At 42.1% G+C, this 24,388-nt stretch carries 22 protein-coding genes and 1 tRNA gene; 13 read left to right on the top strand and 10 right to left on the bottom strand.

The genetic code is table 11. From position 1 onward, the window contains the following. Positions 1-25 precede the first annotated feature (25 nt). Positions 26-1,531: a F0F1 ATP synthase subunit beta gene (atpD, locus tag HQN86_RS10555; RefSeq protein WP_048903946.1), complete on the bottom strand. Its 1,506-nt coding sequence runs from the start codon at positions 1,529-1,531 to the stop codon at positions 26-28. Positions 1,532-1,770: 239 nt separating this feature from the next. Between atpD and HQN86_RS10550 the strand changes: the two genes are divergently transcribed. The 3 genes from HQN86_RS10550 to HQN86_RS10540 all read left to right on the top strand — a co-directional run bounded on the left by HQN86_RS10550 (position 1,771) and on the right by HQN86_RS10540 (position 3,416). Continuing rightward, complete coding sequence (locus HQN86_RS10550; RefSeq protein ID WP_172660942.1) at positions 1,771-2,673, top strand: SDR family oxidoreductase; 903 nt, start codon at positions 1,771-1,773, stop codon at positions 2,671-2,673. A 92-nt stretch (positions 2,674-2,765) separates the two neighbouring features. After that, positions 2,766-3,230 carry a redoxin domain-containing protein gene (locus HQN86_RS10545; RefSeq protein ID WP_172660941.1) on the top strand — a complete coding sequence of 155 codons (465 nt, stop codon included), beginning with the start codon at positions 2,766-2,768 and terminating at the stop codon, positions 3,228-3,230. A 112-nt stretch (positions 3,231-3,342) separates the two neighbouring features. Continuing rightward, positions 3,343-3,416, top strand: a tRNA-Arg gene (locus tag HQN86_RS10540). Between the two features lie 229 nt (positions 3,417-3,645). On the opposite strand, the gene HQN86_RS10535 is transcribed toward HQN86_RS10540, so the two are convergent. From HQN86_RS10535 to HQN86_RS10520, 4 genes are all read right to left on the bottom strand, one after another. Next, positions 3,646-6,744 (bottom strand): histidine kinase dimerization/phosphoacceptor domain -containing protein, encoded by a 3,099-nt coding sequence (locus HQN86_RS10535; RefSeq protein ID WP_172660940.1) that lies wholly within the window; start codon positions 6,742-6,744, stop codon positions 3,646-3,648. Positions 6,745-6,847: 103 nt separating this feature from the next. Next, a complete protein-coding gene (locus HQN86_RS10530; protein ID WP_172660939.1) occupies positions 6,848-7,630 on the bottom strand; it encodes an alpha/beta hydrolase in 783 nt (260 codons plus the stop codon). 38 nt (positions 7,631-7,668) lie between these two features. After that, complete coding sequence (locus tag HQN86_RS10525; RefSeq protein WP_172660938.1) at positions 7,669-8,046, bottom strand: catalase-related domain-containing protein; 378 nt, start codon at positions 8,044-8,046, stop codon at positions 7,669-7,671. Positions 8,047-8,283: 237 nt separating this feature from the next. Then, positions 8,284-9,348: an alpha/beta hydrolase gene (locus HQN86_RS10520; protein ID WP_172660937.1), complete on the bottom strand. Its 1,065-nt coding sequence runs from the start codon at positions 9,346-9,348 to the stop codon at positions 8,284-8,286. Between the two features lie 359 nt (positions 9,349-9,707). On the opposite strand from HQN86_RS10520, the gene HQN86_RS10515 reads away from it, so the two are divergent. After that, on the top strand, positions 9,708-11,090 hold the full coding sequence (locus HQN86_RS10515) for a sigma-54-dependent transcriptional regulator (protein ID WP_172660936.1): 1,383 nt from the start codon (positions 9,708-9,710) through the stop codon (positions 11,088-11,090). 2 nt (positions 11,091-11,092) lie between these two features. On the opposite strand, the gene HQN86_RS10510 is transcribed toward HQN86_RS10515, so the two are convergent. Genes HQN86_RS10510 through HQN86_RS10500 form a run of 3 tightly spaced genes read right to left on the bottom strand, consistent with a single transcriptional unit; the run spans position 11,093 to position 13,104 of the window. Beyond that, positions 11,093-11,623, bottom strand: a complete 531-nt coding sequence (locus HQN86_RS10510) for a hypothetical protein (protein WP_172660935.1) — start codon at positions 11,621-11,623, stop codon at positions 11,093-11,095. Positions 11,624-11,626: 3 nt separating this feature from the next. Beyond that, complete coding sequence (locus HQN86_RS10505) at positions 11,627-12,241, bottom strand: isochorismatase family cysteine hydrolase (RefSeq protein ID WP_172660934.1); 615 nt, start codon at positions 12,239-12,241, stop codon at positions 11,627-11,629. A gap of 11 nt (positions 12,242-12,252) precedes the next feature. After that, positions 12,253-13,104: an alpha/beta fold hydrolase gene (locus tag HQN86_RS10500; protein ID WP_172660933.1), complete on the bottom strand. Its 852-nt coding sequence runs from the start codon at positions 13,102-13,104 to the stop codon at positions 12,253-12,255. A 555-nt stretch (positions 13,105-13,659) separates the two neighbouring features. Between HQN86_RS10500 and HQN86_RS10495 the strand changes: the two genes are divergently transcribed. Genes HQN86_RS10495 through HQN86_RS10485 form a run of 3 tightly spaced genes read left to right on the top strand, consistent with a single transcriptional unit; the run spans position 13,660 to position 15,257 of the window. Then, a complete protein-coding gene (locus tag HQN86_RS10495; protein WP_172660932.1) occupies positions 13,660-14,085 on the top strand; it encodes an OsmC family peroxiredoxin in 426 nt (141 codons plus the stop codon). Between the two features lie 50 nt (positions 14,086-14,135). Continuing rightward, entirely contained in the window at positions 14,136-14,453 is a 318-nt protein-coding gene (locus HQN86_RS10490; protein WP_172660931.1) for a hypothetical protein, read from the top strand. Between the two features lie 18 nt (positions 14,454-14,471). Beyond that, the gene (locus HQN86_RS10485) at positions 14,472-15,257 is read left to right on the top strand and encodes an MBL fold metallo-hydrolase (protein WP_172660930.1); all 786 of its coding nucleotides are present in this window, start codon (positions 14,472-14,474) and stop codon (positions 15,255-15,257) included. 83 nt (positions 15,258-15,340) lie between these two features. Here the strand turns inward: HQN86_RS10485 and HQN86_RS10480 are convergent, their stop codons facing one another. Further along, positions 15,341-15,916, bottom strand: coding sequence for a protoglobin domain-containing protein (locus tag HQN86_RS10480; protein ID WP_172660929.1), 576 nt, complete (start codon positions 15,914-15,916; stop codon positions 15,341-15,343). Between the two features lie 631 nt (positions 15,917-16,547). On the opposite strand from HQN86_RS10480, the gene HQN86_RS10475 reads away from it, so the two are divergent. The 6 genes from HQN86_RS10475 (at position 16,548) to HQN86_RS10450 (ending at position 23,514) form a co-directional block, all read left to right on the top strand. Next, complete coding sequence (locus tag HQN86_RS10475; RefSeq protein WP_172660928.1) at positions 16,548-17,126, top strand: TetR/AcrR family transcriptional regulator; 579 nt, start codon at positions 16,548-16,550, stop codon at positions 17,124-17,126. A 39-nt stretch (positions 17,127-17,165) separates the two neighbouring features. Next, positions 17,166-18,212 (top strand): aldo/keto reductase, encoded by a 1,047-nt coding sequence (locus HQN86_RS10470; RefSeq protein ID WP_172660927.1) that lies wholly within the window; start codon positions 17,166-17,168, stop codon positions 18,210-18,212. Between the two features lie 263 nt (positions 18,213-18,475). Beyond that, a complete protein-coding gene (locus HQN86_RS10465; protein ID WP_172660926.1) occupies positions 18,476-19,417 on the top strand; it encodes an alpha/beta fold hydrolase in 942 nt (313 codons plus the stop codon). Positions 19,418-19,591: 174 nt separating this feature from the next. Then, entirely contained in the window at positions 19,592-21,889 is a 2,298-nt protein-coding gene (locus HQN86_RS10460; RefSeq protein ID WP_172660925.1) for a GAF domain-containing protein, read from the top strand. 686 nt (positions 21,890-22,575) lie between these two features. Then, entirely contained in the window at positions 22,576-23,034 is a 459-nt protein-coding gene (locus tag HQN86_RS10455) for a mobile mystery protein A (protein ID WP_172660924.1), read from the top strand. A gap of 15 nt (positions 23,035-23,049) precedes the next feature. Further along, the gene (locus HQN86_RS10450; RefSeq protein ID WP_216854374.1) at positions 23,050-23,514 is read left to right on the top strand and encodes a mobile mystery protein B; all 465 of its coding nucleotides are present in this window, start codon (positions 23,050-23,052) and stop codon (positions 23,512-23,514) included. Here HQN86_RS10450 and HQN86_RS10445 read toward each other — a convergent pair. Then, positions 23,421-24,347 carry a hypothetical protein gene (locus HQN86_RS10445; RefSeq protein WP_172660923.1) on the bottom strand — a complete coding sequence of 309 codons (927 nt, stop codon included), beginning with the start codon at positions 24,345-24,347 and terminating at the stop codon, positions 23,421-23,423. The genes HQN86_RS10450 and HQN86_RS10445 overlap by 94 nt on opposite strands. Positions 24,348-24,388 lie beyond the last annotated feature (41 nt).

Genomic DNA, 24,388 nt, shown 5'->3' with positions numbered 1-24,388 from the left:
ATATATATTATGTACGCTTTAAAAATTAAGCGTTTGCTTCAGCTAATAGTTTTTTACCTTTTTCAATAGCCTCTTCAATGCTTCCAACTAAGTTAAATGCAGCTTCAGGATATTCATCAACTTCACCATCCATGATCATGTTAAATCCTTTGATGGTATCTTTAATGTCAACCAATACGCCTTTCAAGCCTGTAAATTGCTCAGCAACGTGGAATGGCTGAGACAAGAAACGCTGAACACGACGTGCACGTGATACAACTAATTTATCTTCTTCAGATAACTCGTCCATACCAAGGATTGCAATGATATCTTGTAATTCTTTGTAGCGTTGTAATGTTTCTTTAACACGTTGAGCTGTGTTGTAGTGCTCATCACCTAGAACAGCCGGAGATAAGATACGTGAGGTAGAATCCAATGGATCCACCGCAGGGTAGATACCTAGCTCAGCAATTTTACGGGATAATACTGTTGTAGCATCTAAGTGGGCGAAAGTTGTAGCCGGAGCCGGGTCAGTTAAATCATCCGCAGGTACATAAACAGCCTGTACAGAAGTAATTGAACCGCGTTTAGTTGAAGTAATACGCTCTTGCATTAAACCCATCTCAGTAGCAAGGGTTGGTTGGTAACCTACAGCAGAAGGCATACGGCCTAATAGTGCAGATACCTCAGAACCAGCCTGAGTGAAACGGAAGATGTTGTCAACGAAGAAAAGGATATCTTTTCCAGCGCCTTCGCCATCACCATCACGGAAATATTCAGCAACTGTTAATCCTGATAATGCTACACGAGCACGTGCACCAGGAGGCTCGTTCATTTGACCGAATACCAATGTTGCTTTTGATTCTTTTAATTTTTCAGTATCAACTTTACTCAAATCCCATCCGCCTTTTTCCATTGAATGAAGGAAGTCTTCACCGTAGTTGATTACACCAGACTCGATAAACTCACGTAAAAGGTCATTACCTTCACGAGTACGCTCACCTACACCAGCGAATACAGATAAACCAGCATATGCTTTCGCAATGTTGTTTACCAATTCCATGATCAATACCGTTTTACCTACCCCAGCACCACCGAACAAACCGATTTTACCACCTTTTGCATAAGGCTCTAATAAATCGATTACTTTAATACCTGTAAAAAGTACTTCAGTTTCAGTTGATAACTCATCAAATCTAGGAGGAGCATTGTGGATTGGTCTGCCACCGGTTTTGCTAACAGTATTAATACCATCGATAGCTTCACCAACAACATTGAATAAGCGACCTTTAATTTGATCACCAACTGGCATTTGAATAGGAGCACCAGTATCTAATGCTTTCATTCCACGAACCAAACCATCGGTCGAGTCCATTGCAATTGCACGTACGCGGTCTTCACCAAGATGTTGTTGAACTTCTAAAACGACTTTCTGTCCGTTTTCTTTTTCAATCTCTAATGCAGAGAAAATTTGAGGTAAATGAGCATCGTCAGCAAAACTCACGTCAACTACCGGTCCTATAATCTGCGCTATTTTTCCAATGTTAGGCATATATTGTTTTGGGTAAAATTATAAATATCAATTTGTTAAAGGCTGTTTTATGGGCCTACAATTCGGTTTGCAAAGTTAAAATTTTTATACAAGAAATACATATATAAATAAAAAGTTTTTCCACAGTTTTTTAATCAATAATTTAGCCGGTATTATTGAGGCTTTAATTATGCCTTTTAAAGCATTAAATAGTGATTTTTGCTGCATTGGCAGCTGTTGAAAATTGTAAATAAACATTAATGAAAACCATACTAGTTACAGGAAGTAATGGCCTTTTGGGTCAGAAAATAACAGAGCGGTTATCTGCTACGAAGCAATTTAAGTTAATTGCAACATCAAAAGGGGCTGATCGTTTTCCTGTTAAAGATGGATATACGTATGCCGAAATGGACATTATGGATCCGCAGAATGTGAAGGAAGTTGTCGGGCATTATAAGCCTGATGCCATCATTCATACTGCTGCCATGACCAACGTGGATACTTGCGAAGATCAAAAGGAATTGGCTTATCAGTTGAATGTGGAATCGGTAAAAACACTGATCTCAGTTTGCGAAGAACATGATATCCAGTTGGTGCATTTGTCGACCGATTTTATTTTTGATGGGGCAAAAGGCCCTTACGATGAAGAGGCTGACCCAAATCCTTTAAGTTATTATGGACAAACGAAGGTCGAGGCAGAGAACATTATTAAAGCGTCTAATTGCAGATGGGCAATTTTGCGTACTATATTAGTATATGGTATAGTAAGTGATATGAGCCGCAGTAATATCGTACTATGGGCAAAGGGAGCTTTAGAAAAAGGTTCACCAATAAACGTGGTTAATGATCAATGGCGCATGCCTACACTTGCAGAGGATTTGGCTGATTGCTGCCTGCTTGCAGTTGAGAAGGATGCACAGGGGATATACAATGCTTCGGGGAAGGATATGATGAGTATTTCTGAACTGGTAGCAAGAGTAGCTGATTATTGGAAGCTTGATAAAAGCATGATCAATGAGATCAGTGCAGAAACACTTAATCAAACAGCAAAAAGACCTGTAAGAACAGGTTTTGTTTTAGACAAGACTATTCGGGACCTGGGTTATAATCCACACAGTTTTGAAGAAGGGCTGATAATTCTGGACCGGCAATTAAAGAAGTAGGGGCAGAGGGGTCAGTGTTTTCTCATCTTTAGTATTTGATTTGAAAGAAGAGGATCACAAATTTATATTTGAACAATAAACTTAATTATACTATGGCATTACAAGTTGGCGATAAAGCCCCGGATTTTAAATTATTTAGTTCTGAGTTGAAAGAGGTGTCTCTTTCAGATTATCAAGGGAAAAAAGTAGTTGTTCATTTTTTTCCTATGGCATTTACAGGTGTTTGTACTGCTCAGTTATGTACAATGAGAGATAGCTTTGGCTATTATGAAGGAATGAATGCTGCTGTTGTTGGCATTTCTGTTGATTCTCCTTTTACCCTCGCTAAATTCAAAGAAGATCAAGCTTACCAATTTCCGTTACTTTCTGATTTTAATAAAGAAATATCTCAGGCTTACGGTGCATTTTACGAAGATTTTGTCTTCAATTTAAAGGGCGTTTCTAAAAGAGCAGCGTTTGTTTTGAACGAAGAAGGAAAAATTATCCATTCAGAAGTTTTAGAAGATGCTGGTAATATGCCTGATTTTGATGCGATTAAGAAAGCAGTAGAAGCATAATACAGTTCTGCAAGAGTAATGCTCTGAATAATTTTATAAAAAATATTGCTATTTTGAATTTCAAGCATTACTTTTGCAGTCCGTTAACGAAACGGAGTTATAACAAAAAAACGCATTTGTAGCTCAATTGGATAGAGCATCTCACTACGGATGAGAAGGTTTGGGGTTCGAATCCCTACAAGTGCACAAAAATCTTTCCCATATGGGAAAGATTTTTAAAAATTCTCTTATTAAGAGCCTTTGTGGAGTGTCTGAAGACATTTTTTATTTCCGTTTGTTGTCCTAAGACAAATTGAAATCTTCCCATATGGGAAAAATAAAATGCCAGGGGTTGAGTCTTATTAAAGGGAGATACCCGAATGAGCTTAAGTTAACTGTTTGTAAAGGTATCATACTTAACATGTGAGTCAATCCATCAATTTTGAAGCGCCAGCAGACGCCTTTCATCACTGAATTCATGAGCGGTAAATGCTATACTGATCAGCGTACCATTGGTGTTTTCCAGATGAAATGTGGCATCCAGATCCTGGCAAAGTCCTTTCATGAGTTTAAGACCTAAAGTGGCATTTGGTTTAAGCTGAGTATTAGCCGGAATACCGATGCCATTATCACTGATGACCAGGTGGACCTTGCCGTTTTCTTCTTTTAACTCCAGGATTACAATTCCGATCTTTTCTCCCGGAAAGGCATACTTTATTGAATTGGTCACTGCCTCATTGATAATTAGTGCCAGGGGTATGGACTGAGCGATACTGAGTTCAATTTCCTGTATGTGCTGCTCGAACCTGATCTTGTTGGCAACATCAAAGCAATCGGTAAGGTAGCCTATGAATTCAGCAATGTATAGGGGCATGTTGATGGTCTTTACCTCATCAGACTGATAAAGCTTTTGGTGGATCAGGGACATGACATAGATCCTGTGCTGGCATTGTTCCATTGCCTTCAAAGCGTCGTCTTTGAGGTAAGCTGCTTGGGATTCCAGCAGGCTGATTACCGTTTGTAAGTTGTTCTTTACCCGGTGATGAACTTCTTTCAGCAGCCATTCCTTTTCTTTCAGTAGTTTTTCTAGCATCGCGTTTTTTCGTAGGATAAGTATGCTGGATTGCTGCTTTTGTACAGACTGCCGGTAGAGCAGAATTACAATCAGAATGAATAGTAAAATTACTATTATGGTTATATTTCTGACCTGTTTGGCCCGCTGCAACTCTTCCTGCTGTGAGTTGGCATTCTGGTGGAGCAATTGTATGTTTTTCTTATGAAGTTTGTTGTCGGTTTCTTCTTTCTCGGCGATGAGTCTTGCCTTGTCTAACTTGATCTGCTGGATTCCCGCGGCCTGGTCTAAAAGGATGGTTTTTTGTGTAAGCAGCAGTGCCTGCTGACTCAGTGAACTGATTCTGGCTTCTTTAATTTTTAAATCTGCTTCTTTTTTTTGGGTCTGGTATTGAAAAGCGAGTTCCTGCATGTGTTTTTCTTTGCCTGAATTGAAAATGGAATCACTTGAATTCTGTTGTTTAAGCATATAGTCTATGGCAGATTTATAATCCCCAAGTGCATATCCGGCCTCGGCAAGCAGCCGGTAGACGCTAACCTTATATGCGGCATGTGAGTCCGCAAATCCAGATTCTGCGACTTTGAGATGGGTCCAGGCTTTGTTGTAATTTCCGCTGCGTAAATAAAGCTGACCCAGTTTCTCGTTGGATATATAATCGTTATTAGTTCCCTGTGATATGCCTAAAGCCATCAAATAGTATTTTTCGGCGCGATCATCTCTTTTCAGTTCCTTGTAATAGTCCCCAAGAGACCAGTAATAAAAAAGCAGGTCCGAGTCATTCTTTGGGGGGTAGCGGTTATGGACCGACTGAATAGCACCTAAAGCTTGGTCCTTCTGACCGGATTTAATCAGACTGGCGCAATAGTAATTCAAAGTATTATAAAGCGAGATCGCCGGGCCGAATTTTTCCGGTTGGGAAATGATTTTCGAAAAGTAAACGTTTGCCTGTTTGTAATTGAGCGTCTCGGTGTAAATCATGCCAAAAAGAAAATATAAAGATCCCAGGTGTTCAACCGGGGTTTGACTATTAAGGTGCTTTTCTGCTTGTAAGGCATAAAACGTCGCCTTATAGTAATCGGCTCTTTGAAAATTGATCGACCCTAATTCGAAGAGAATCTTGACCTTTGGTATTTGCTTTTCGTGTACTGAGCGTATTTGCAGTTGCGTATAAAGCTGCTCGGCATCTGTCAGGTACTCGTTATACCGGTAATACCAGGCCATTTGAATGAAGCGTGCGATTTGCTGTTTTATCTGAACCGAATCTTTTAATGAGAAACTCAGGTCCAAGGCCTGTCTGGAAAAAATAACCGCACTGTCGAGTTTCACTTTTTTGCTATTTCTGCCGTAGTCAGAATCGAAACTATAATGATCGGCGAAGACGGTCAGTGTTTTTATCCGGTACATCCCAGTGGTTTGGTTCATCAACTGCAGGGCGGCGGCCATGTTTCTTTTTTCTAAATATATTTCTGCCAACAGAGCCTTTGCCTGCTGGTCTGCGTTATGGTTTTTAAGTGATTTGTTAAGACTGACCACTTTTAAAATGTATTCCAGTGCCTGGTCAAGATCTTTCTGGTGTTCACCAGGCCGGTGAAGGTAAGCTTCAGCGAGCCGAAGCAGGGTTTGTAGCTGCTCTACATTAGCAGGTTTGTTTTCGACAAATGGGTTGGTGGTCCGGTAAAAGGCACGGTTCTCGGTATTAATCCTCGCCTGCAGTTCAAGCAGGCCGTTGCGTTCAGGTGGGGGAATGTGCCTGGAATAGGACAATACTTCATTAATTAGTTTGTCTGCCTGAATGTTTTTTTTTTCCGTTAGCAAGGTATTGGCGACCTCGATAACGCTTTTGGTAGCTAAAGAAATTAAATCCCTGCGTTTGCTTACGAGACTGCCGTGGAACGCCTGCCGGCCCAATATTATTGCGGTATCCATCCTACGGACATTTATAGGTTCCCATTTCATCCATACACTATACCAATAGTAGTCACAAAGTGCCGATAACAGCTTGACACGGGTGGTATCAGTGGTCTGTTTAACCATTTCTTTAGCTGGTAGCCATTGGTTACGATCGATGTATACGGCAGCCGTGAGCAGCAATGCCTCATTGTAACCGGGCGCGTACTTGATTTTTTTACTTATCGTTTTAGCTTCTTGGGCGAATTGATAGGCACTGTCCAAATGCGTTTGAGCACTACCCGGACGATAAATATAAATGCTGCTCAGCCTAAGCAGGTTCTTTACATAACTTCTGTCAGGTTTTTTCCCCTGGATCCTGGACAGCAGGACCGTAATCTCAGCAGGATTGCTGGCCTTATTGGTTCTGAAATACTGACCGTAGCCTGTAAGGGGAAGCGATGCCAGAATGACCGCAAATAGCATCATTTTAGCTACGTAAAAAAGTAAAAACTTGTACCTGTGAAGTAGCATGTGGTTTTTTATTAAATGCGGATCAGCTGGTTGACGTTTCATACCGGCCTTAAGGGCAACTACTTGTCCACTAAGATACAAAATAAGTTTTGCGAAAGCTGCCGAAAAGGCCGCTTAAATATCTTAAGCGACCCTTTGTTTTTAGCTACTGATTGTTTAACCAGTCTAGGATATAGTCTGCATCCTGTTGCCAGGTAGGCTGTCCCATAGCCAGATGGTTTCGTCCAGGAAATTCCTTGTAATCTGTAACCGATCCTTTGTCCTTATATTTTTTATAGTTGTCGTAATTTAGGGAAGCCGGCATGATGTGATCATCGGTTCCACTGACAAACAGCAAGGGGGCATGAGGCCTTTTGAAATCTACTCTGGCGTGCTTACCCAAACCATCCCAGGATACGTTCTTGGATTCGGGAACAACCAGCCGGTTATAGGTTTCCTGCTGCTCATTCAGCAGCATGCCGTTGGTAAAGGTATATTGCCAATGTTTGAAGGACATCAGATAGGTGGTATTTCTGGAGGTAAACAGCCCCAGAGCCGGAGTAACGGATCTGATAAAAGACCATTTGAAGGACAATACCCCTTGCGGTGCTACCGAATGGTAAGCCACAGCTGCTGCGGCCAGCCCTCTTTGAACCAGGAGCTGGGTGATGAGCCCTCCAAAGGAATGGCCAATGATAATCGGTTTTTCCGGCAGTTTGCTAATCAGTTCTGCATGGTGATCGACGAGCTTTTTTAGGTTCAATCCGGCAATGGCGGGATCGGGATGCCTGGCACGTAATACCGACGGGGAGGCCTCTTTATTTGGCCAGGGCGGGGCAATGACGGTGTAGCCCTTGCTTTCAAAATAGGTTTTCCAGGTGTTCCAGCCGATATAGCTGACAAAGCAGCCGGTAACCAGCAGGATGGTTTTTGATTCGATGGTTTTCATCGTGTTGAGATTTTAAGTATATGGGGTTATGTTAGTTCTTACCGGGAAGTCATTTGAGCTAACTCTGTTTTTAAACCATTTGCCAGGGCATTACCCAGTCCGGCATCAGCCCTGAAGAAATGGCAAAGCTGCGGGCCATTGATTTCCTGCCGCTTGGATCCGCTGATTTGAGTCATTGCTGCGGTGAGGTTCTCCACTAGCCGCTGCCTTTCACTGTCGTTCATTATTTCTTTGAAGAGTTCGCCCGGTTGACTGTAATGGTCATCCTCCCACTCGGGGATACGTTCCCAATTGAAATATGCCATTTTTTCGTGCAGGATAAAGTCCTCACGCAGTACCGGCGCTCTGGGGTCTGCAGTAAGGGGGCCCTGGTGATGAAAATAAGGAATGCCTGATGCTGTTGTTGATTTTTCCATGATGTGTTGAAATTTAGTTGAACCGGGCGAAGGAATGAAAGCTGGTGACCAGTAGCAAGATCATGACGAGTCCGATCAATACCATTCGAAGTAGTGAATGTTTAACATGGGGTTTTAAGTTGAAGGATTTCATATTCATCTGTTTTAGGTCTTTTTGGTTTAAAGTCAAAGCATGCGCCGTGAATTAATGTGGATTGATTATTGTTTTTTGCAGCGAAGATCTTAGCGCCATTTTCTTTATTTCAAATAGGTCTTTAGTGCTAGCGCGGCATGGTCGAAGAGTGCTTTGGTCTGCTGAAGTTCGGCTAGGCCATTGAGCAGACCAAAATCATGGATCATTCCATCATATCGAAGGGTTGTAGTTTTTACTCCTGCCTGGTCAAGCTTGCGCCCATAAGCTTCACCTTCATCCCTTAGAATATCGTTCTCCGCGACCTGTATCAGTGTCGGGGGCATTCCACTAAGTGCTGAGGTACTTGCCTTCAAGGGTGAGTAATAAATGTCCTGACGCACATTAGGATCTGTGCTGTACAGGTCATACATAAACTTCATCAGTGAAGCGGTCAGGAACCTGTCCGTTGCAAATTGCTGATAGGATTCCCTGTTGTAGTCGGTGTCGATGGTTGGCCACATCAGTATTTGCAGCTTTATTTTCGGGCCGTTTTTAGCTTTTGCCATCAGGGCGGTGGCTGTAGCCAGGTTTCCCCCGACACTATTGCCGACAATAGCGAGATTTTTACCGTTAACTCCAATTTCGGTACCATGTTCGGCGACCCATTTAGTTACCGCATAACTTTCGTTCAGTGCCTGTGGATATTTTGCTTCCGGGGTCCTGGTATAATTGACAAATACTGCTGCAACGCCAGACCTGACTACCAGATCCCGTACCATGCGTTGATGGGTTGGGAAGTCACCGAGGATCCATCCACCGCCATGGGTAAACACAAAGACCGGAATCCCCGGTTTTGCACCGATGGGTTTAACAATATGGATCAGGATCTTGTACCCATCTGAACTGATTGTTTTTTCACTGGTAGTGACGCCGGAAAGATCTACTTTTACTGCTTTTTGGGCATTAACCAGAACAAGACGCATTTGATCTGTAGAGAGGGACTCAAGGGCGGGCCCGCCGTTATTCAGGATTTTCAGAAATTCTTTGGTACCGCTACTGATTCGGTCATCAGTTGACCAGTCTTTTACCTGTGCAAAAGACGGAAAGCCTGTTAATGCAAGTAAAAAGATTGTGATCAGTACCAGAATCCTTTTGGCACTGATCAAGAAGTAGTTGTTAATTGTTTTCATTTGATTTAAAGTTTAAGAAGAGAATGCAGTTGTACTGAGCGTATGATTTCAAAGCTGGTGCCATGTTTTTAACTATTTGTAAATCAGTTGTTTAATTGTAATTTGTGTTTTTTACTGACGATATATCGACAATTGATTAAGCTATGCTGGAAGTTGAGGTGCTTACCGAGGCTGCTAATATGCGGGGCAATCGCTTAGTATTTAGCGATATGTCGCTAATTTGAATAGTTATGGAATTGGCGATGATTAGTGAATATCGTCCTTTTTTCTTAATTTAAAGCTCTTAACAGGCTTTATCACTGGCCGGGAATTCAAGGCAGGGCTTTTGCTGGGCAGCGGTAAGTGTAACTCGTGTAAAAATGGAAAAACGCATACTCATTGTAGAAGATGAATTTATAGAGGCCAATAACCTGCAAATGATATTGGAGCGTAATGGTTATCACGTGTGTACAATTGCAAATTCCTTTGGCCTTGCTCTGGAAGTAGTCAAACAGGAACGACCTGCACTTGTGCTCCTCGATATTTTTCTGAAAGGCAAACAAACCGGAATAGACCTGGCAAAGGTGTTAAGGGAAAAGAACATCGCATTTGTGTATCTATCAGCGAACTCCAATAAGGCGATTTTCGCTTCTGCAAAAGAGACCCAGCCTTATGGATTCCTGGTCAAGCCGTTCAGGGAAAAGGATGTCCTGGCTACTCTTGACATCGCACAATACCTGCATGAGCAAAAGCTGACTATCCAGCGTCAGGAAAGCAAAGTGCATAAAAGCAAGGAAATCGCTGATTTTCGGGGTATTGTGGGGGAAAGTAAACAATTGGCGAAAGCGCTGGAACTGGTCAGGATCGTTGCACCTGCAGATACCTCAGTGTTGATTAGTGGTGAAAGCGGCACTGGGAAAGAAAGAATTGTGGAGTGTATCCACGAACATTCCTCCAGGAGGAACAAGCCATTGATCAAGGTGAATTGCGCGGTATTGCCGGCTACGTTGATTGAATCAGAATTGTTCGGTTTTGAGAAGGGATCTTTTTCGGGAGCAAACGAAACGAGGATCGGTAAATTTGAGCTTGCACAGGACGGCACTATTTTTTTGGATGAAATTGGAGAACTGCCGCTTGACCTTCAGGCCAAGTTGCTGCGCGTGCTCCAGGAAAAAGAGATTGACAGAATCGGGGGAAGGGGTTCGATTAAAATAAATGTGAGGTTTATTGCTGCTACCAACAGGAATCTGGAAAAAGAAGTGGCCGAAGGGAGGTTCCGGATAGACCTTTACTACCGGTTAAATGTCTTTCCGATCCATATGCCTGCATTAAGGGAACGAAAGGAAGATGTGCCATTACTCGCCCTGCATTTTTTACAGCAATACAGTAGGATCATGGGTAAAAAGTTTATCGGAATCTCGGATCGGGTAGCGGAGCAGATGCTGGATTATTCCTGGCCGGGTAACATCCGAGAACTGGAACATATGATTGAAAGAAGTGTATTGTTGAATAAAGGTGAGGTGATTACCGAGGTCTTTCTATCCAATATTCCCTCGGCTTCGATGATTGATCTCAGGGAAGCTGAGGGACTAAAGACGATCCGGCAAAACGAAATTGACCATATCGTTGCTGTGCTCAAACGTTGTAATGGCAAACTCTCAGGGCCTGGGGGTGCTGCTGAAATATTGGACCTCCCTTACTCTACGCTGACTTCAAGGATAAAAAAATATGGCATTACCAAAGCTCAGATCTACAATCCCTAACCTTAGGCCCATTGTCCTGATAAGGCCTTGCGTTCGATATCTTTAGCAAAAAGAGGGGTTTCTTCCAGATTATGCTCAGCGACATTTTTTGACATTCCTAATTTGATTGCGTCTGTAACCTGGGTATCGTTCCGTTTGAGTAATGCTCCAAACTCATCCGTAATAAGGATGGTCACCTTGTTTTCCAGTTCGCTGGTTTTCTCTGTTAACCTGTTGATGGTCAGTTCCCAGGTAATTCCAAGTTTGGTGACTCCAAGTTCCGAAAATGAATCGGAGATCGAATTTACCCTGCAATTGGACCGCTCACTGATTTCTTCCTGATAATGTTGCACCAGTAAGTTTCCTGCGACATTTTCTACATTAATAGATACACGTTTTCCGTTTATATCCATGGTCGACCCGCAGGCTACATGTGCCTTTGAGCATGCCTGGTACTCCAAATCTGATAACTTAAAAAGCCAATCGGTAATATCTATTGCAGCTGCAGGGGCATTTATCGTTGCCGTGGCGCTACTTTGTGTGATGATCTCCATGGGTTAGCGGTTTATAGAGTCTACGAAAAGATCTGTAGTCATTAACGAATGTCCATAATTCGGAAAAGTGATTTCTACTACTGCCTTAACCTCCTGCCAGTTGAACGCCGCTATGGCATCACTGATCAGGGTTACATGGTAGCCCAGCTCCACCGCGTATCTCGCGGTGGAGTCGATGCAGGTATTAGCCCGCATCCCGGTGATAATAACGGCCTCGATACCGTGCTGTTTCAACAGGAAATCGAGGTCTGTATTAGCGAATCCACTCGCTGTCCAATGGTTTTGTGCGATCAGGTCACCTTCTTCAGGAATCAGCTCAGGGTGAAACTCGGCTCCCCAGCTTCCTTTCTCAAAAAGCATAAGGTTTTTGCTTCCCTGATGTGATGGGGAGAGTATGCGCCAGTTTTGGTAATCGCTAACAGTGGTGTGGTGATGAGGGGCATAAATGACCTGGATACCTGCTGCTCGGGCAGCTGACAACAACTTTTTAATATTATCTACTAAATTGTTTCCCTGGACAGTCTCCCGGGCACTTTCCCATAATTTCCCACCTTCGGATAAAAAATCATTAAAGGGGTCAACTAAAATCAGTGCGGTTTTTTTTGCTGTATTTGTCATGATGATGTTTTTTATTTAGCGTTGTCGATAAACTTCCTGATGTACCCGGCGACGAGTCTAGGATATTGATGCTGCGGGCCATGGCCGGTCCTGGACAAAATAACCAGTTGCATGTTTTCTGAATTTTTAACCATGGGAAACCAATTCTCGACAGGAAAACTGGGATCATGGTCTCCCATCACCACCAGGACGGGAAGATTTGATTGATACAGGTTTTGCCGGGTGTTAAGCAGGTCTTCTTTAAAGGATGCCCCGCCCAAGAAATAATTGTTGAACTGTTCGGGCTTCACCGAGACGTCTAGGTCAGATGTTCTTAAAGCAATTCGTTGGTGTGATGCTTCCGCCAACGCAACGCTGACCGGTGATGCCGGCTCGAAAAAGAGGATGAGCTCATCCTGAAAATCATTAACGGGTTTTAGCGCCGTATCAAAGAAAATCTGTTCCGGTGGTACGGGATTATTGCCAGGCGGATTTGATCCTATCACTAACAGATGCGTGATCATTTCTGGGTAGATCACAGCAAAGGACTGGGCGACCAAGCCCCCATAAGACCAGCCACCAAGGATTACTTGGCCGACCTTTAAGGATTCAATAAAAAGCTTCAAATCCTTGCTGAGTGCTTCTGCGGTAGTTTGGTGTGTCCCTTCAGACAATCCTATCCCATGGTAGTCGAACAGTATAACCTGGTATTCTTTTGCCAGATGACTAATGAATTTGGGATCCCAGGTATCCAGTGTGCCCCGGAAGCGGTTGCACAATACCAGCGGTTTCCCTTCACCTAGGACGCGATAAGCGATTTTTCCACTCTGGGTGGTTACGAATTGATTTGGTGCGGATAGTGCAGCCTCTAAAGATATAGCCATAGTGAGAAGTTGTTTTGAACTTACTATTCCATAACAAGGCCAATTAAACAATCTATTGATTTACAGGTTTTTGCGCATAACATTAGTCGTGTCCGCTATTGATATATCAGCAATTGCCGAATAATGTGATCGGCTGATCCATCAGCGAATGGTTCATGTCGCTGTAGATGCTGGATGGCTTTTTTGCTAAACTAGCCGGTTTTACACGAACTGGTAATGATGAAAATGTATGGTCAGCAGTCTTCTTCAATATTTAGCGGAATATCGGCAATTAATTTTCCTTGTATTATGTTTAAGACGTTGAAATACAGTGTGTTGTTGTTTTGGTATCAATATTGAAAATGACCTGATTCATTGACACTCAAAGTATCCAGACATGAAGAATTTCACCAGACTGCATATGCCAAAATCGCTTGCTTTTGTATTCCCATTAGCAAGCCCATGGACAGAGAATGCGGATTATATCCTGAACTGGCTGCGCCCTTAGCCTTAATTGATACAGGTTAATTTAAAGCAACTCAATTAATTACATATCATTCATCAAATAAAAACAACATGAAAAGAACAGCAAATGCACATTGGAATGGGGATCTTACCTCAGGAAGTGGAATCCTATCAAGTCAAAGTAAGGTATTGGATGCTACCCAATACTCGTTTAAAACCCGCTTCCAGGAGGGGATCGGAACCAATCCGGAAGAACTCATCGCAGCGGCTGACGCTGGCTGCTTTACCATGGCGGTCAGCGCAGCATTGACAGAGGCTGGATTTGTCGCAGGTAACCTGGACACCGAGGCAATCCTGGATCTGGATATGGGGGCACTAAGTATCACCGGCATACTTTTAAATCTTAAAGCAGATGCTATTGAAGGGGTATCAGCAGATTTATTTATCAAGATTGCCGAGGAGGCTAAGGCCCACTGCATTGTCTCCAAAGCGTTGAGCGTGCCAATCAGTTTAACAGTTATTTACGGAGGCAACTGATCATTGGTCAAATTGGACAGAAATCGCTTCAGTCGAAATAGAGAACGCAAATGATGAACTGTTTATTAGCCAGAAAGGTAATCGATCTTCACAACATAGGTTATGAACTGGATTTTGTTGTGGAGCGACCTGGCCAGCTAACCTGCGTCCAGGATAACCGGATTTTTTCGTCCGAAAGCGTAGTGGTCATACTGGTAGACCAAGCTTTTGATCAGCTGAGCAGAAAGTTCAGGTATATCCATACCGTTGAAACATTATTAGGAGACAGAGGTTTGTTGTTGTCCGAATGCGCACAGCTCATCTTGATTTATCCACAGGCGGTTCGGGATGAAAGCCCACTACAATGCTCTACTTTTCAAGCTTATTAACCAATCAGAAATAAGATCATGGAACTCCATATCACTCATATTGACACCGCTTGTGTACTTTTAGAGCTCAACGGTTTTCGCATACTGACAGATCCGACCCTGGATCAGGCAGGAAAATTGTACCATCATGGCTTTGGTGCAATTTCCAGGAAACTTAGTAGCCCGGGAATGCTTCGCGAGGATCTTGGGGATGTTGACCTTGTTTTACTCAGTCATCACCAGCATAAAGACAATCTGGATATTGAAGGAAGAAAATATCTCGACACCACTCGTTGCATTTTGTCTACCGTTTCAGCGAGCAGGTCGATCCCAGGGATCACCGGACTCAGGGTGTGGGAAAGCTATTCAGTGGAGGATTTGCGGGTGCCCGGCCTAATGATTACAGCTACCCCGGCCCGGCATCGTCCCTGGTGGGTACCGGAATTCGTTTCCGGAGAGGTGATCGGCTTTATTATTAGTTACCGGGACCAAAAGGATGGGGTAATCTATATTGCGGGGGACACTGTTTTTTTTAAAGGAATCTATGAGGTGGCTCGTCGCTTCAAAATTGATGTCGGAGTATTCAATGTTGGCGGGGTGCAGTTCAAATACCTCACCGGTGGTGGACTCTATACGATGGACGCGGAAGGATTGATTAAAGCTGTACAAGTGCTGCAGCCCGCTAAGGTTTACCCGGTACATTCCAGTGGATGGAGCCATTTTCACCAGAAGGAATCAGCATTGAAAATGGCATTGCGAAATCATGCTGACACGAAAGACAGAACCTGCTTTTTAATGGCGGGTTTGCGCACCCGTATTTATTGATGATTTGCAAAATACATCACAAACCGGGCTGCTTTTTTGGATTGCAGACCCGGATTCTTGTTTTCGAGAAGGGATTCAGGTTCTTAGAATTTATCTTCCTTAATATAGGGGTATGTCCAGAGAATGGTGGTAAGTACAATGGCTTTGAACCAGGCATTATACATGTCTTCAACCACTGATTGCTCATTTCCGCCATTGGCTAAAAATCCTCTGATGGTTATCGTTATCGGATAGATAAAAGCAATCATGTACCGGTAGTTTACAAAGGGCTCTGCATCAACGCCATCAGTCACATTCTTTTTAACCAAATGCCTTAAGGCGATTTCATGCTGATAGTTCAGCCAGGTCTGGTCATATGATTTATTACAAAGATCCAGAATCCATTGTTTGAAACGCTCTCTGACGGCAGCAAGATAATTCGGGTTAGGGGCATCCCCTTTAGAGAAGTACTTTAGCAGATGTTCATGACTGCCGACAAATCCGTACCACACATCAAGAATTTCATTGGTCTGATCTTTTAGTACTTCACCTGCCAGTTGCAGGTTTTTAACGTCGTTTTCGGTGAAAAATACAGTTTTTTCCAGCAGATCCAGATCTGCTAAACTGACCGGTGACTGGCCGGCGTGTCCATAGGTGTAGCCTTTAATTTGTTCTGACATGTTTAATTAATTTTAATAAAATGGCTTGCAGTTGTTTATTTAACTATAGCTCATTAATGCTAAATAAATGCCAATTGAATAAGTGCCTTATTCACAGTTGATTAAAAGGAGTTGTCGACTTCTGTTAAGCTGTCATGCCGATAATTGCCGATATATCGCAATAATATGGACCTGTGATGATAGCCTGCAATACCTTCGCTTTCCATAATCAGAGTTCCATCTGAATCAGGTACGATCGGAAGGTTTGAACCGAATTGCTCATCTGTTTACGACTTCAGGTCATCCATGATTGATGTTGCCAGGGTATGGAACATATTGTTATCGATCTATTTCGCTAATTACCGAAATCCCGAAAGGATTAAAAAAGTTTTTCAATGCAAAGTGCTGGTAATTAATTGTTTGTGTAATGGGTATACTTATTGAATTAGCTTAAATATTACAATATCACTTATCAAATTGATCTGGCAGTGAATGCATCAGCCGTGATAATTAATTCACAGTGCGCAAGCGGTCCCGACTATACGTCTGATTTGGACGGTCAGACCTGATATTGTTAAGTATTTGTCATGATGCAAAAGTTATTTTGTACCAATCGGTACAATTTATAGATTTGTGCTATAATTCATTTGAAATGGCTGGAAGACCGAAAATATTTAATGAGGAACAAATCATTGCTAAAGCAGGAGAAATCTTCTGGAAGATTGGATACGAGGCAGCCTCTACTGAGGAGCTGCTTAAAGCCATGGGAATAGGCAAGGGGAGTTTCTATCTTTCATTTAAGGGGGGTAAAAAAGAGCTATTTGAGAAAGCACTGGAGAGACATGCTTTACACTTAGTGCTTGACCTGAAGAAGAATCTCGCAGAGAGTCTTGATCCTATAGGAGATTTAAGAAAATTCTTTTTTGGCTTAGCTGAGGCTGAAGAGGAGGAAAAGCTTAAGGGGTGTTTTATCGCGAATACCTTGGCAGAAATGTCAACCAGGGATAAAACCTTGAAAGAGGTTGCAGCTAAGCTGTTGTCGGAACTTCAAGAGACTTTTAGCATGGGGATCAACTGTGCGCAGCGGCGCGGGTCAGCCAAGCATCTTGATGCGGAGCTGGTGGGAAAGCTTCTTTTAAATTTATGGAACGGAATAAGCCTTTCCCGAAGACTTTATACCAATGGTGAGCTTAGAGAGATCATCTCCGTTAACCTTCAGGTACTGGACTAATCTTTTACACGAGTTAAACATATTCAATAAAACAACATTATGAACTACAAAATTTTTGGAAAAAAATCTGGATTGAGGGTGTCTGAGCTGGCACTCGGCACTGGAAATTTCGGTACACGATGGGGACACGGTGCTGATGCGGCAACCTCAGAAAAAATCTTTAACCGATATGTCGAGGCGGGTGGGAACTTTTTAGATACTGCTGATGGTTACCAGGGTGGTGAGTCGGAAAAAATATTGTCCGGGCTGATCAAGGGGAAAAGACAGGACCTGGTATTGTCTTCTAAATTTTCGACTGGCGGAAAAACGCTGTTAACCACGGGCAACAGCAGAAAAAATATAAAAACTTCCATCGAGAACAGTTTGCAACGCCTAAATACCGATTATTTAGACATTTATTGGGCACATATTTCAGACGGCCAGACGCCAATTGAAGAAGTGATGAGGGCGCTGGATGATTTGACCCATGAGGGCAAAATTCTTTACGCGGGATTTTCGAACTTCCCGGCATGGCAGATAGCCAGAGCGGCTACACTTGCTGATCTAAACAACTGGACACCCTTAGCCGGCATTCAGATTGAATATAACCTGATTGAGCGATCTGCAGACAGGGAACTTCTGCCTATGGCCGAAGCGCTGGGACTTGGCGTTGCATTCTGGTCGCCCTTGGCCGGCGGCACACTTACCGGAAAATACCGCGCTCCGGTTCAGGAAAGTATTTCAAGACAGAAAGCCTGGGGAGGAACTCTGGTAAAGTCAGAAAGCAGCACCAGGGAAACTGTTATTATAGATACACTGGAGGCGATAGCCGAAGAAAATGGTGTAAAGACCCTGGATGTGGCTCTGGCATGGGTGCGTCAGAAGCACGCCCAAACTGCTTTGTCAACCGTTACAATTTTAGGCCCGAGAACTGAACAACAGCTGATTGATAACCTTACTTCCCTTAAAGTGAATCTTACCCCCGGGCAGTTGGATCGCCTGAATGGGGTTAGTTTAATTGCGCTAGGCTTTCCTCATGAGATCATTGCGGCAACACAGGAGAGTATTTTTGGAGCGGGCTCATCACTGATGCAAACGAAACAGTAGGCACATTAACATTCAGGCTAACAACCGACGAAGCTTTATTAAGATCTCAATGCTGTTACTTTTTCAACAATTGTCGATATAAAGATAACCACAATACAGTTGCTTTGTTGTTATTTATTGTTAATCAGCTAGTTGCAATATTGGTACGCCTTTAGTCATGAAGGTTTAAACGAGGAAGTCCATAATCATAATTCAATTTGACCTGCACTTACCTCAACATTAGGACTATAGAAAGTAAGTATTGTAAACTAAACAAAAAAAAGATGAAACACGCATTCATTAAACAGCTGAGCATATTGCTCACCCTGGTAATTGTTAGCCTGAGTGCTAAAGCCCAGTCGGCGGCAAACGCCAAAAATCAGTATGCAGAAATAAACGGAGTAAAAATTGCCTATCGCTCACTCGGGAAAGGCACTCCAATATTATTGGCGAACCGGATGAGAGGATCCCTTGATACCTGGGACCCATTGTTTTTAGATGAACTGGCTAAAACCAACCGCGTCATTTATTTTGACTATCCTGGCATCGGGTATTCCACCGGCGTACTGCCAGACAACTTTAGCGATGTAGCTAAAGTGGTAAATGAATTTGCAAAAGCCTTGAAATTGGATAAAGTGACGATGGCCGGATGGTCCTGGGGTGGTTATGTTTCTCAGACCATGGTTTTGGAGTATCCGGAACGTGTCGCCCAAGCGGTCTTGATCGGTACCAACCCTCCTGGTGATGCTGAATTCCCTGTACAGCAGCGCTGGGTTGAGCGAGCCCTAAAACCCATCAATTCGCTGGAAGATGAGGAGATCCTTTTCTTTGAAGCTAATTCAGCGCAAAGCAGACAGGCTGCTAAAGCATCTCATGAAAGGATATATGCGAGAGAGGGGGTTGTGGACAAAATTCCGGCAACAATGGAACTGTTTCAGATGTATCTCAAAGGGCATGAAAAATTCAGAGAAGATAAGGAAAACCGTAAAGAGCAACTCACACGGACGCAAATTCCTATGCTTATTGTTTGCGGCGACAATGATTTAAGTGTGCCGGTTCAAAACTGGTACCCGATGATTGGAAAAATTCCTAATGGTCAGTTGGTGGTTTTTCCTCACTCGGGTCATGGTCCTCAACATGAATTTCCGGAATTATCAGCCAGATATATAGCCGAGTTTATTAAGGGAACCAATCTCAAGCAAAATTCGGCCCTATCTGTAAAGTAGAAGTCGGGGGTCTTTTACAGCAGGGTGTTTTTCTTCACACAAGTTCGCACCTGAAGGCAGGCATAAAGGATTCACCACGGTGAATCCTTTTCATAGTTTAGTGTCTACATTATAGGGTTTCAGACTTTGTAAAAAAGTCTGTTTTAATTGTTATTTTAGATTAAGAATTAAAAGATGTCAGCACTTTACCTTGATTCCGTAAGTCCGTTTCTAATTGAGTTTTCTTTTGAGCCGGTCATCAAAAGACTGGAATTGATAAGCGCAGCCTCCGGCCACGTTGGCTCTGCTGAAGCGACCAGTTTACTGCAACAAATCAGAGAATTTCCGGAGCTTAAAGCAGGGATAACCGATGCGGCTATCTTTGATGAGCAAGCCCCACTCATAGGCAGGTTGCTAGAGAACTATTTTCCGGTAGATTTGACCGAGAACGAGATCAAAGCGGTGGGTTTGCCATACGTCAGTTTTGCTTTTAATTTAACTGCGCGTTTCAAAAGGATAATGGAACAGGCAGGTCGAAAGTTCGAATTTAGTATTCGCGATTTTGATCAGCATCAGATGTATGTTTTGAGTTCCTGTATTGTGCTCAACATGTTGTATGGTACCAGGCTGGATTTCCGTAAACCCTTATTTTATGATATCCCAACTGCCGATGGAATTATCAAACACTATCGTATTTTGTATAATGCTGATTTTCTGGAAATCATTCCCACGGAATCAGCGGTGCCATTGACAGTTGAGGATATCGACCTGCTGAAAGACAATTACGAAGATCTGGACTTGTGGATGCGTAAGATTCCTCCGGGCAGTTATATTTTGAAAGGGTTTGCAATCATGACGCTGTTTGACGCAACTATTGAAAATGCGGTGTCGCTTTTTAAAGGAAACCTGCTGGACTTTAATTCTGCACAGTTCATGCAAAATCTGGATGGCATATTCAGTTCCATTTTCGGTATCGCTAATCTCAGAGTGGGGTATGTGGTGTTCTGCCATGATGGGGACACCTTCAATGAGGCAACTACCGTTCAGGATAGTCACAGCCTTATCTTGCAGGATAGTGATTACAGTGCGTCCGAATCAATCATCCTGAATGATTATTGGTCGATGATTAAAGACCAGCGATATGTGGCAATTTCCAATGTAGAGCGATATTGCAGGGCTAACTCGGGGCATAGATCTGCATCCTTGTTCGATTCGGACACTTATAAAAGCATCATTCTGGCGCCGGTAACCAAAAACAATTCTATTTTAGGTGTGCTGGAGGTCGTTTCGCCAAAGACTGATGAACTCAATAGCATTAATGCACTTAAATTAGAAGTGGTGATGCCAGACCTGGCCTATCAATTCGAGAGAATGGTGAGGGAAATGGAGAGTAAGATCAATGCGGTTATACAATTAAAATTTACAACCTTGCATCCCTCGGTAAACTGGAAGTTCAGAGAGCAAGCAAAGCTTTATCTGAATGCATCATCGCATGGCCTGAATCAATACCAGCCAGAAGAGATCTGCTTCGATAATATCATACCCATGTATGCACAGCTAGATGTTAAAGGGTCTTCTCATGTGCGAAACCTCAGTGCTAAAAAAGACTTGAAAAATCAGTTGACCGCTGTATTGCAGTTGTTAAAATCTGCAGATTGCGATAGTGTGCCCAATGAAATTGCCGAATTGACAGTTCAGGTGACGGCACTGTTAAGAAAGATCAGTTCGGCCTTTCAGGTCAGTTCTGAACACGAAATCAATGCTTACCTGAGCGGTACTGTTCATCCCTGGTTAAGAAGTGTCACAAGTAAAAAACTCAGGAACAAGCTTAAATTTTATTTTTTGGCTTGTCAAAAGGATGTCGGCAGGTTTCATGGATACCGGAGAAAATACGAACAAACCATTTCCAGGATTAACCAAACCCTTGCCAATGTGTTGGATATTGCACAGAGCGAAGCTCAGCAAATTTTTCCGCATTATTATGAACGATTTAAGACGGATGGTGTAGAGCATAATCTATATATAGGGCAGTCCATCCAGCCGCAACATCAATATGATTTTTCGAAGCTGAGCGCTTTGAGACTTTGGCAGCTAAGGACCGTATGTAAAATGGAAGTTGCCCATAGAGAGGAAGTTCATATCCTGCCATATCCGCTTGAGGTAACTTCATTGATTTTGGTGTATAATACTGAGATTGCCATTCGTTTTAGAATGGATGAAAAACGCTTTGATGTGGACGGGACGTACAACGCCCGCTTTGAAATGGTCAAGAAAAGAATCGATAAAGCCCATATAAAAAACACCCGGCAACGCATTACCCAACCGGGTAAAATTACAATTGTTTGTACTTCTAAAGTGGAAGAAAAGGAGTACATCGGTTATGTGCAACTGTTGCAATCAGAAAAGTTGCTTGACGCCCATCTTCAAAAGTTCGATATCGAAGATTTGCAGGGTCTTAGCGGATTAATTGGTCTTAGGGTGGGGATAATTTGAATATACTCTTGCTTGGAGAGTTGGTAGATTACAAACGTGTCCTTAGAAATGTATCAGATAAGCTAAACTATCACTATTAGTGGATGGTTCAAAATATAACAGCTATGATTCTTATTACTACATTAATTTGTTGCTATTTGATCTTCCGGTGAAATCCCATGTGGGAAATTGCTACTAGTGCAAATTCCCACATGGGAAGGGCTATTTCTTAGCGTCAGAGTTACTGATATTATCAAAAAAGCAACCTTTTTGAAACTGTGGGTGTGTATTTGTCATGTCCTCTATATATTTTTTTAAGTCTGCAACTATCCTCAAATCTTGCAGGAATTGGTGTGTTCGAAATATATCCGAGAGCACTTGGTTGGAGTTAGTCTTAAATTTGGGACTAACTCCTTTTTTTTGCCCTCTAATTTGTGTTAATGTGGTAGATAAGCTGGAAGGCCAGGTTCATCCTAGCGGTTCGATCCGAATTTTGGTTCTACTAATAATGACCTTATTCTAACTCTTTTTTAGAAAAGCTTAAGCGCATTCCTAAAATGCTATTTTTTGTTGTTCTCACTATTCCGTTACTTCATGAGGCTAGTTGATTAATAGTCATTTGTAATTAATTAAAATATAGGCATAAAAATAGGTTAAGCTATAGCTTTACTTTTATTGGTGAATTGTCAAGTTAAAACTTTACTTATATGGGAAAACAGTCATTAATGATTCAACAGCTTAATAATAAATTACTAAGCTTTGTTACCTTAAAGCAGGTTGCTGTTCCACCGACTGGTTGGATTAAAGCCATTCGTACTACTTTAGGTATGTCAATGCAACAATTGGGGAATAAATTGTCGGTTACCAAACAAGGTATTTTGGATATTGAAAAAAGAGAAAACGATGGTTCGATCACGCTAAAATCCTTAAGAGAGGTAGGAAGGGTATTAGATATGGAATTGGTTTATGGCTTTATACCAAAGGATGGTTCGTTAGATACTTTAATAGAAAAAAAGGCAATGGAGCTAGCTTCGAAAATTGTTTTACGCACATCAAACACCATGAAATTAGAAGATCAGGAGAATTCTAAGAAAAGAATTGAAAAAGCGATAAAGGAGAGAACCGAAGATATAAAAAATAACATGCCTAAAATTTTATGGGATTAGATATAGTTTATATTGATGGACAAACCCCATTGGACGAAGAGGAAAAAAGAAGGTTTGCTAATCCCTGCCATTGCAACCAGGGAAGAGCTGGATGAGTTTGAACAGCAGAATATCGAAGAAGCGATACAATGGACTTTGAGCAGAAATTTTAAACGAAATAGTCTCCTTACAGAAGCTTTTGTCAAGGACGTGCATAAACGAATGTATAGAAATGTTTGGGCATGGGCAGGGGATTTCCGCAAAACAAATAAGAACATTGGCGTTGACAGATGGCAAGTTGCTGTTGAATTAAAGTCGCTGTTAGACGATGCCAGATTTTGGATTGATAATGATGTTTTTTCTCCTGATGAAATTGCAGTTCGGTTTAAACACCGTATAGTTAGTATTCACTGTTTTTCAAATGGAAATGGACGACATAGCCGGCTGATGGCTAATATTATTATCGAAAAAATGTTTAATGGGAATGTATTTTCAACCTGAGGATAAGTGGCACTTTTCGTCGCATAGAGGGTATGTGGAATAGCGGCATATACATTCTTAGCAAGTTTTAAAGAAGTTATATTTGAAATAGAGGCAGGTTTTGTCAAATAGAATTTTTTATCCTCTGCAATACTCAAAATAATATTTACAGTCGCATTCTTCACATCCAGTGGCTCTTTAAATTCGAATGTTCTCTTGTTTTTTTCAGTGAAAACTTGAATGTTAGGCTTATTTATCCTAACAATCCTATATTTTGGTACTCTGAGCGTAAAATTAACACTCTTCTCACCTTTAGGAAGATTTCCCTGGAATCTGTACCGAATAGTTTTTCCAGTTATAATATTTTCACTAGACTTATTTATGAGTCGTTCAAAACCATCAAAGGCCGCAACAAATAAATTGTCCTGGTAACAATCAGTTTTATCCCCTGTCACTTCCACAGTAAATTCATAACAACCGTCAATCGTTGCGTCTAATCTGATTGTAGGTAAAGGATAGTCGATGTAGTTCGTCTCAACTGTATCTCTGTTATTTCTTTGACTCTTATAGACGGGTGAACCATTAGGCAAAGATAAACCCCTGTGAACCCAATTTACAAGCTTGTAATTCATTGCCTTTTCAGGAATAATTTTACTAAAACTCCTAAGTTTTGGTATAGGAATACTATCTATAATGACCGATGGAGCAATTGGTGACATTAACGCCTTCAACTCTTTGAGTAGCTGTCGGTCATTTTGGGCAGACATTACCTGATGGACTCCCATATAGTGAATATAAAAACCAGTTAGTCTTAGTTGCTTCGTCTGAGGGGTGGAAAAAGCGAACATAGCCATGTAGTTCGGTAAATGCTTTGAGGTTCTTTTCTTTCTGTTTG

Origin of the sequence: Pedobacter panaciterrae, from assembly GCF_013204795.1 — a bacterium.
GTDB lineage: Bacteria > Bacteroidota > Bacteroidia > Sphingobacteriales > Sphingobacteriaceae > Pedobacter > Pedobacter panaciterrae.
The sequence above is the reverse complement of the archived record's forward strand: the minus strand, read 5'-3'. Positions and strand labels throughout refer to the sequence as shown.

Excerpts from the sequence above, each read along its gene's own strand:
- HQN86_RS10525 (WP_172660938.1), bottom strand. The coding sequence starts at position 8,046 with ATGGAAAAATCAACAACAGCATCAGGCATTCCTTATTTTCATCACCAG.
- atpD (WP_048903946.1), bottom strand. The coding sequence starts at position 1,531 with ATGCCTAACATTGGAAAAATAGCGCAGATTATAGGACCGGTAGTTGAC.
- HQN86_RS10450 (WP_216854374.1), top strand. The coding sequence starts at position 23,050 with ATGGACAAACCCCATTGGACGAAGAGGAAAAAAGAAGGTTTGCTAATC.
- HQN86_RS10505 (WP_172660934.1), bottom strand. The coding sequence starts at position 12,241 with ATGACAAATACAGCAAAAAAAACCGCACTGATTTTAGTTGACCCCTTT.
- HQN86_RS10535 (WP_172660940.1), bottom strand. The coding sequence starts at position 6,744 with ATGAAACGTCAACCAGCTGATCCGCATTTAATAAAAAACCACATGCTA.
- HQN86_RS10475 (WP_172660928.1), top strand. The coding sequence starts at position 16,548 with ATGGCTGGAAGACCGAAAATATTTAATGAGGAACAAATCATTGCTAAA.
- HQN86_RS10550 (WP_172660942.1), top strand. The coding sequence starts at position 1,771 with ATGAAAACCATACTAGTTACAGGAAGTAATGGCCTTTTGGGTCAGAAA.
- HQN86_RS10495 (WP_172660932.1), top strand. The coding sequence starts at position 13,660 with ATGAAAAGAACAGCAAATGCACATTGGAATGGGGATCTTACCTCAGGA.
- HQN86_RS10470 (WP_172660927.1), top strand. The coding sequence starts at position 17,166 with ATGAACTACAAAATTTTTGGAAAAAAATCTGGATTGAGGGTGTCTGAG.
- HQN86_RS10510 (WP_172660935.1), bottom strand. The coding sequence starts at position 11,623 with ATGGAGATCATCACACAAAGTAGCGCCACGGCAACGATAAATGCCCCT.
- HQN86_RS10485 (WP_172660930.1), top strand. The coding sequence starts at position 14,472 with ATGGAACTCCATATCACTCATATTGACACCGCTTGTGTACTTTTAGAG.
- HQN86_RS10490 (WP_172660931.1), top strand. The coding sequence starts at position 14,136 with ATGATGAACTGTTTATTAGCCAGAAAGGTAATCGATCTTCACAACATA.
- HQN86_RS10545 (WP_172660941.1), top strand. The coding sequence starts at position 2,766 with ATGGCATTACAAGTTGGCGATAAAGCCCCGGATTTTAAATTATTTAGT.
- HQN86_RS10445 (WP_172660923.1), bottom strand. The coding sequence starts at position 24,347 with ATGGCTATGTTCGCTTTTTCCACCCCTCAGACGAAGCAACTAAGACTA.
- HQN86_RS10515 (WP_172660936.1), top strand. The coding sequence starts at position 9,708 with ATGGAAAAACGCATACTCATTGTAGAAGATGAATTTATAGAGGCCAAT.
- HQN86_RS10480 (WP_172660929.1), bottom strand. The coding sequence starts at position 15,916 with ATGTCAGAACAAATTAAAGGCTACACCTATGGACACGCCGGCCAGTCA.
- HQN86_RS10530 (WP_172660939.1), bottom strand. The coding sequence starts at position 7,630 with ATGAAAACCATCGAATCAAAAACCATCCTGCTGGTTACCGGCTGCTTT.
- HQN86_RS10455 (WP_172660924.1), top strand. The coding sequence starts at position 22,576 with ATGGGAAAACAGTCATTAATGATTCAACAGCTTAATAATAAATTACTA.
- HQN86_RS10500 (WP_172660933.1), bottom strand. The coding sequence starts at position 13,104 with ATGGCTATATCTTTAGAGGCTGCACTATCCGCACCAAATCAATTCGTA.
- HQN86_RS10465 (WP_172660926.1), top strand. The coding sequence starts at position 18,476 with ATGAAACACGCATTCATTAAACAGCTGAGCATATTGCTCACCCTGGTA.
- HQN86_RS10460 (WP_172660925.1), top strand. The coding sequence starts at position 19,592 with ATGTCAGCACTTTACCTTGATTCCGTAAGTCCGTTTCTAATTGAGTTT.
- HQN86_RS10520 (WP_172660937.1), bottom strand. The coding sequence starts at position 9,348 with ATGAAAACAATTAACAACTACTTCTTGATCAGTGCCAAAAGGATTCTG.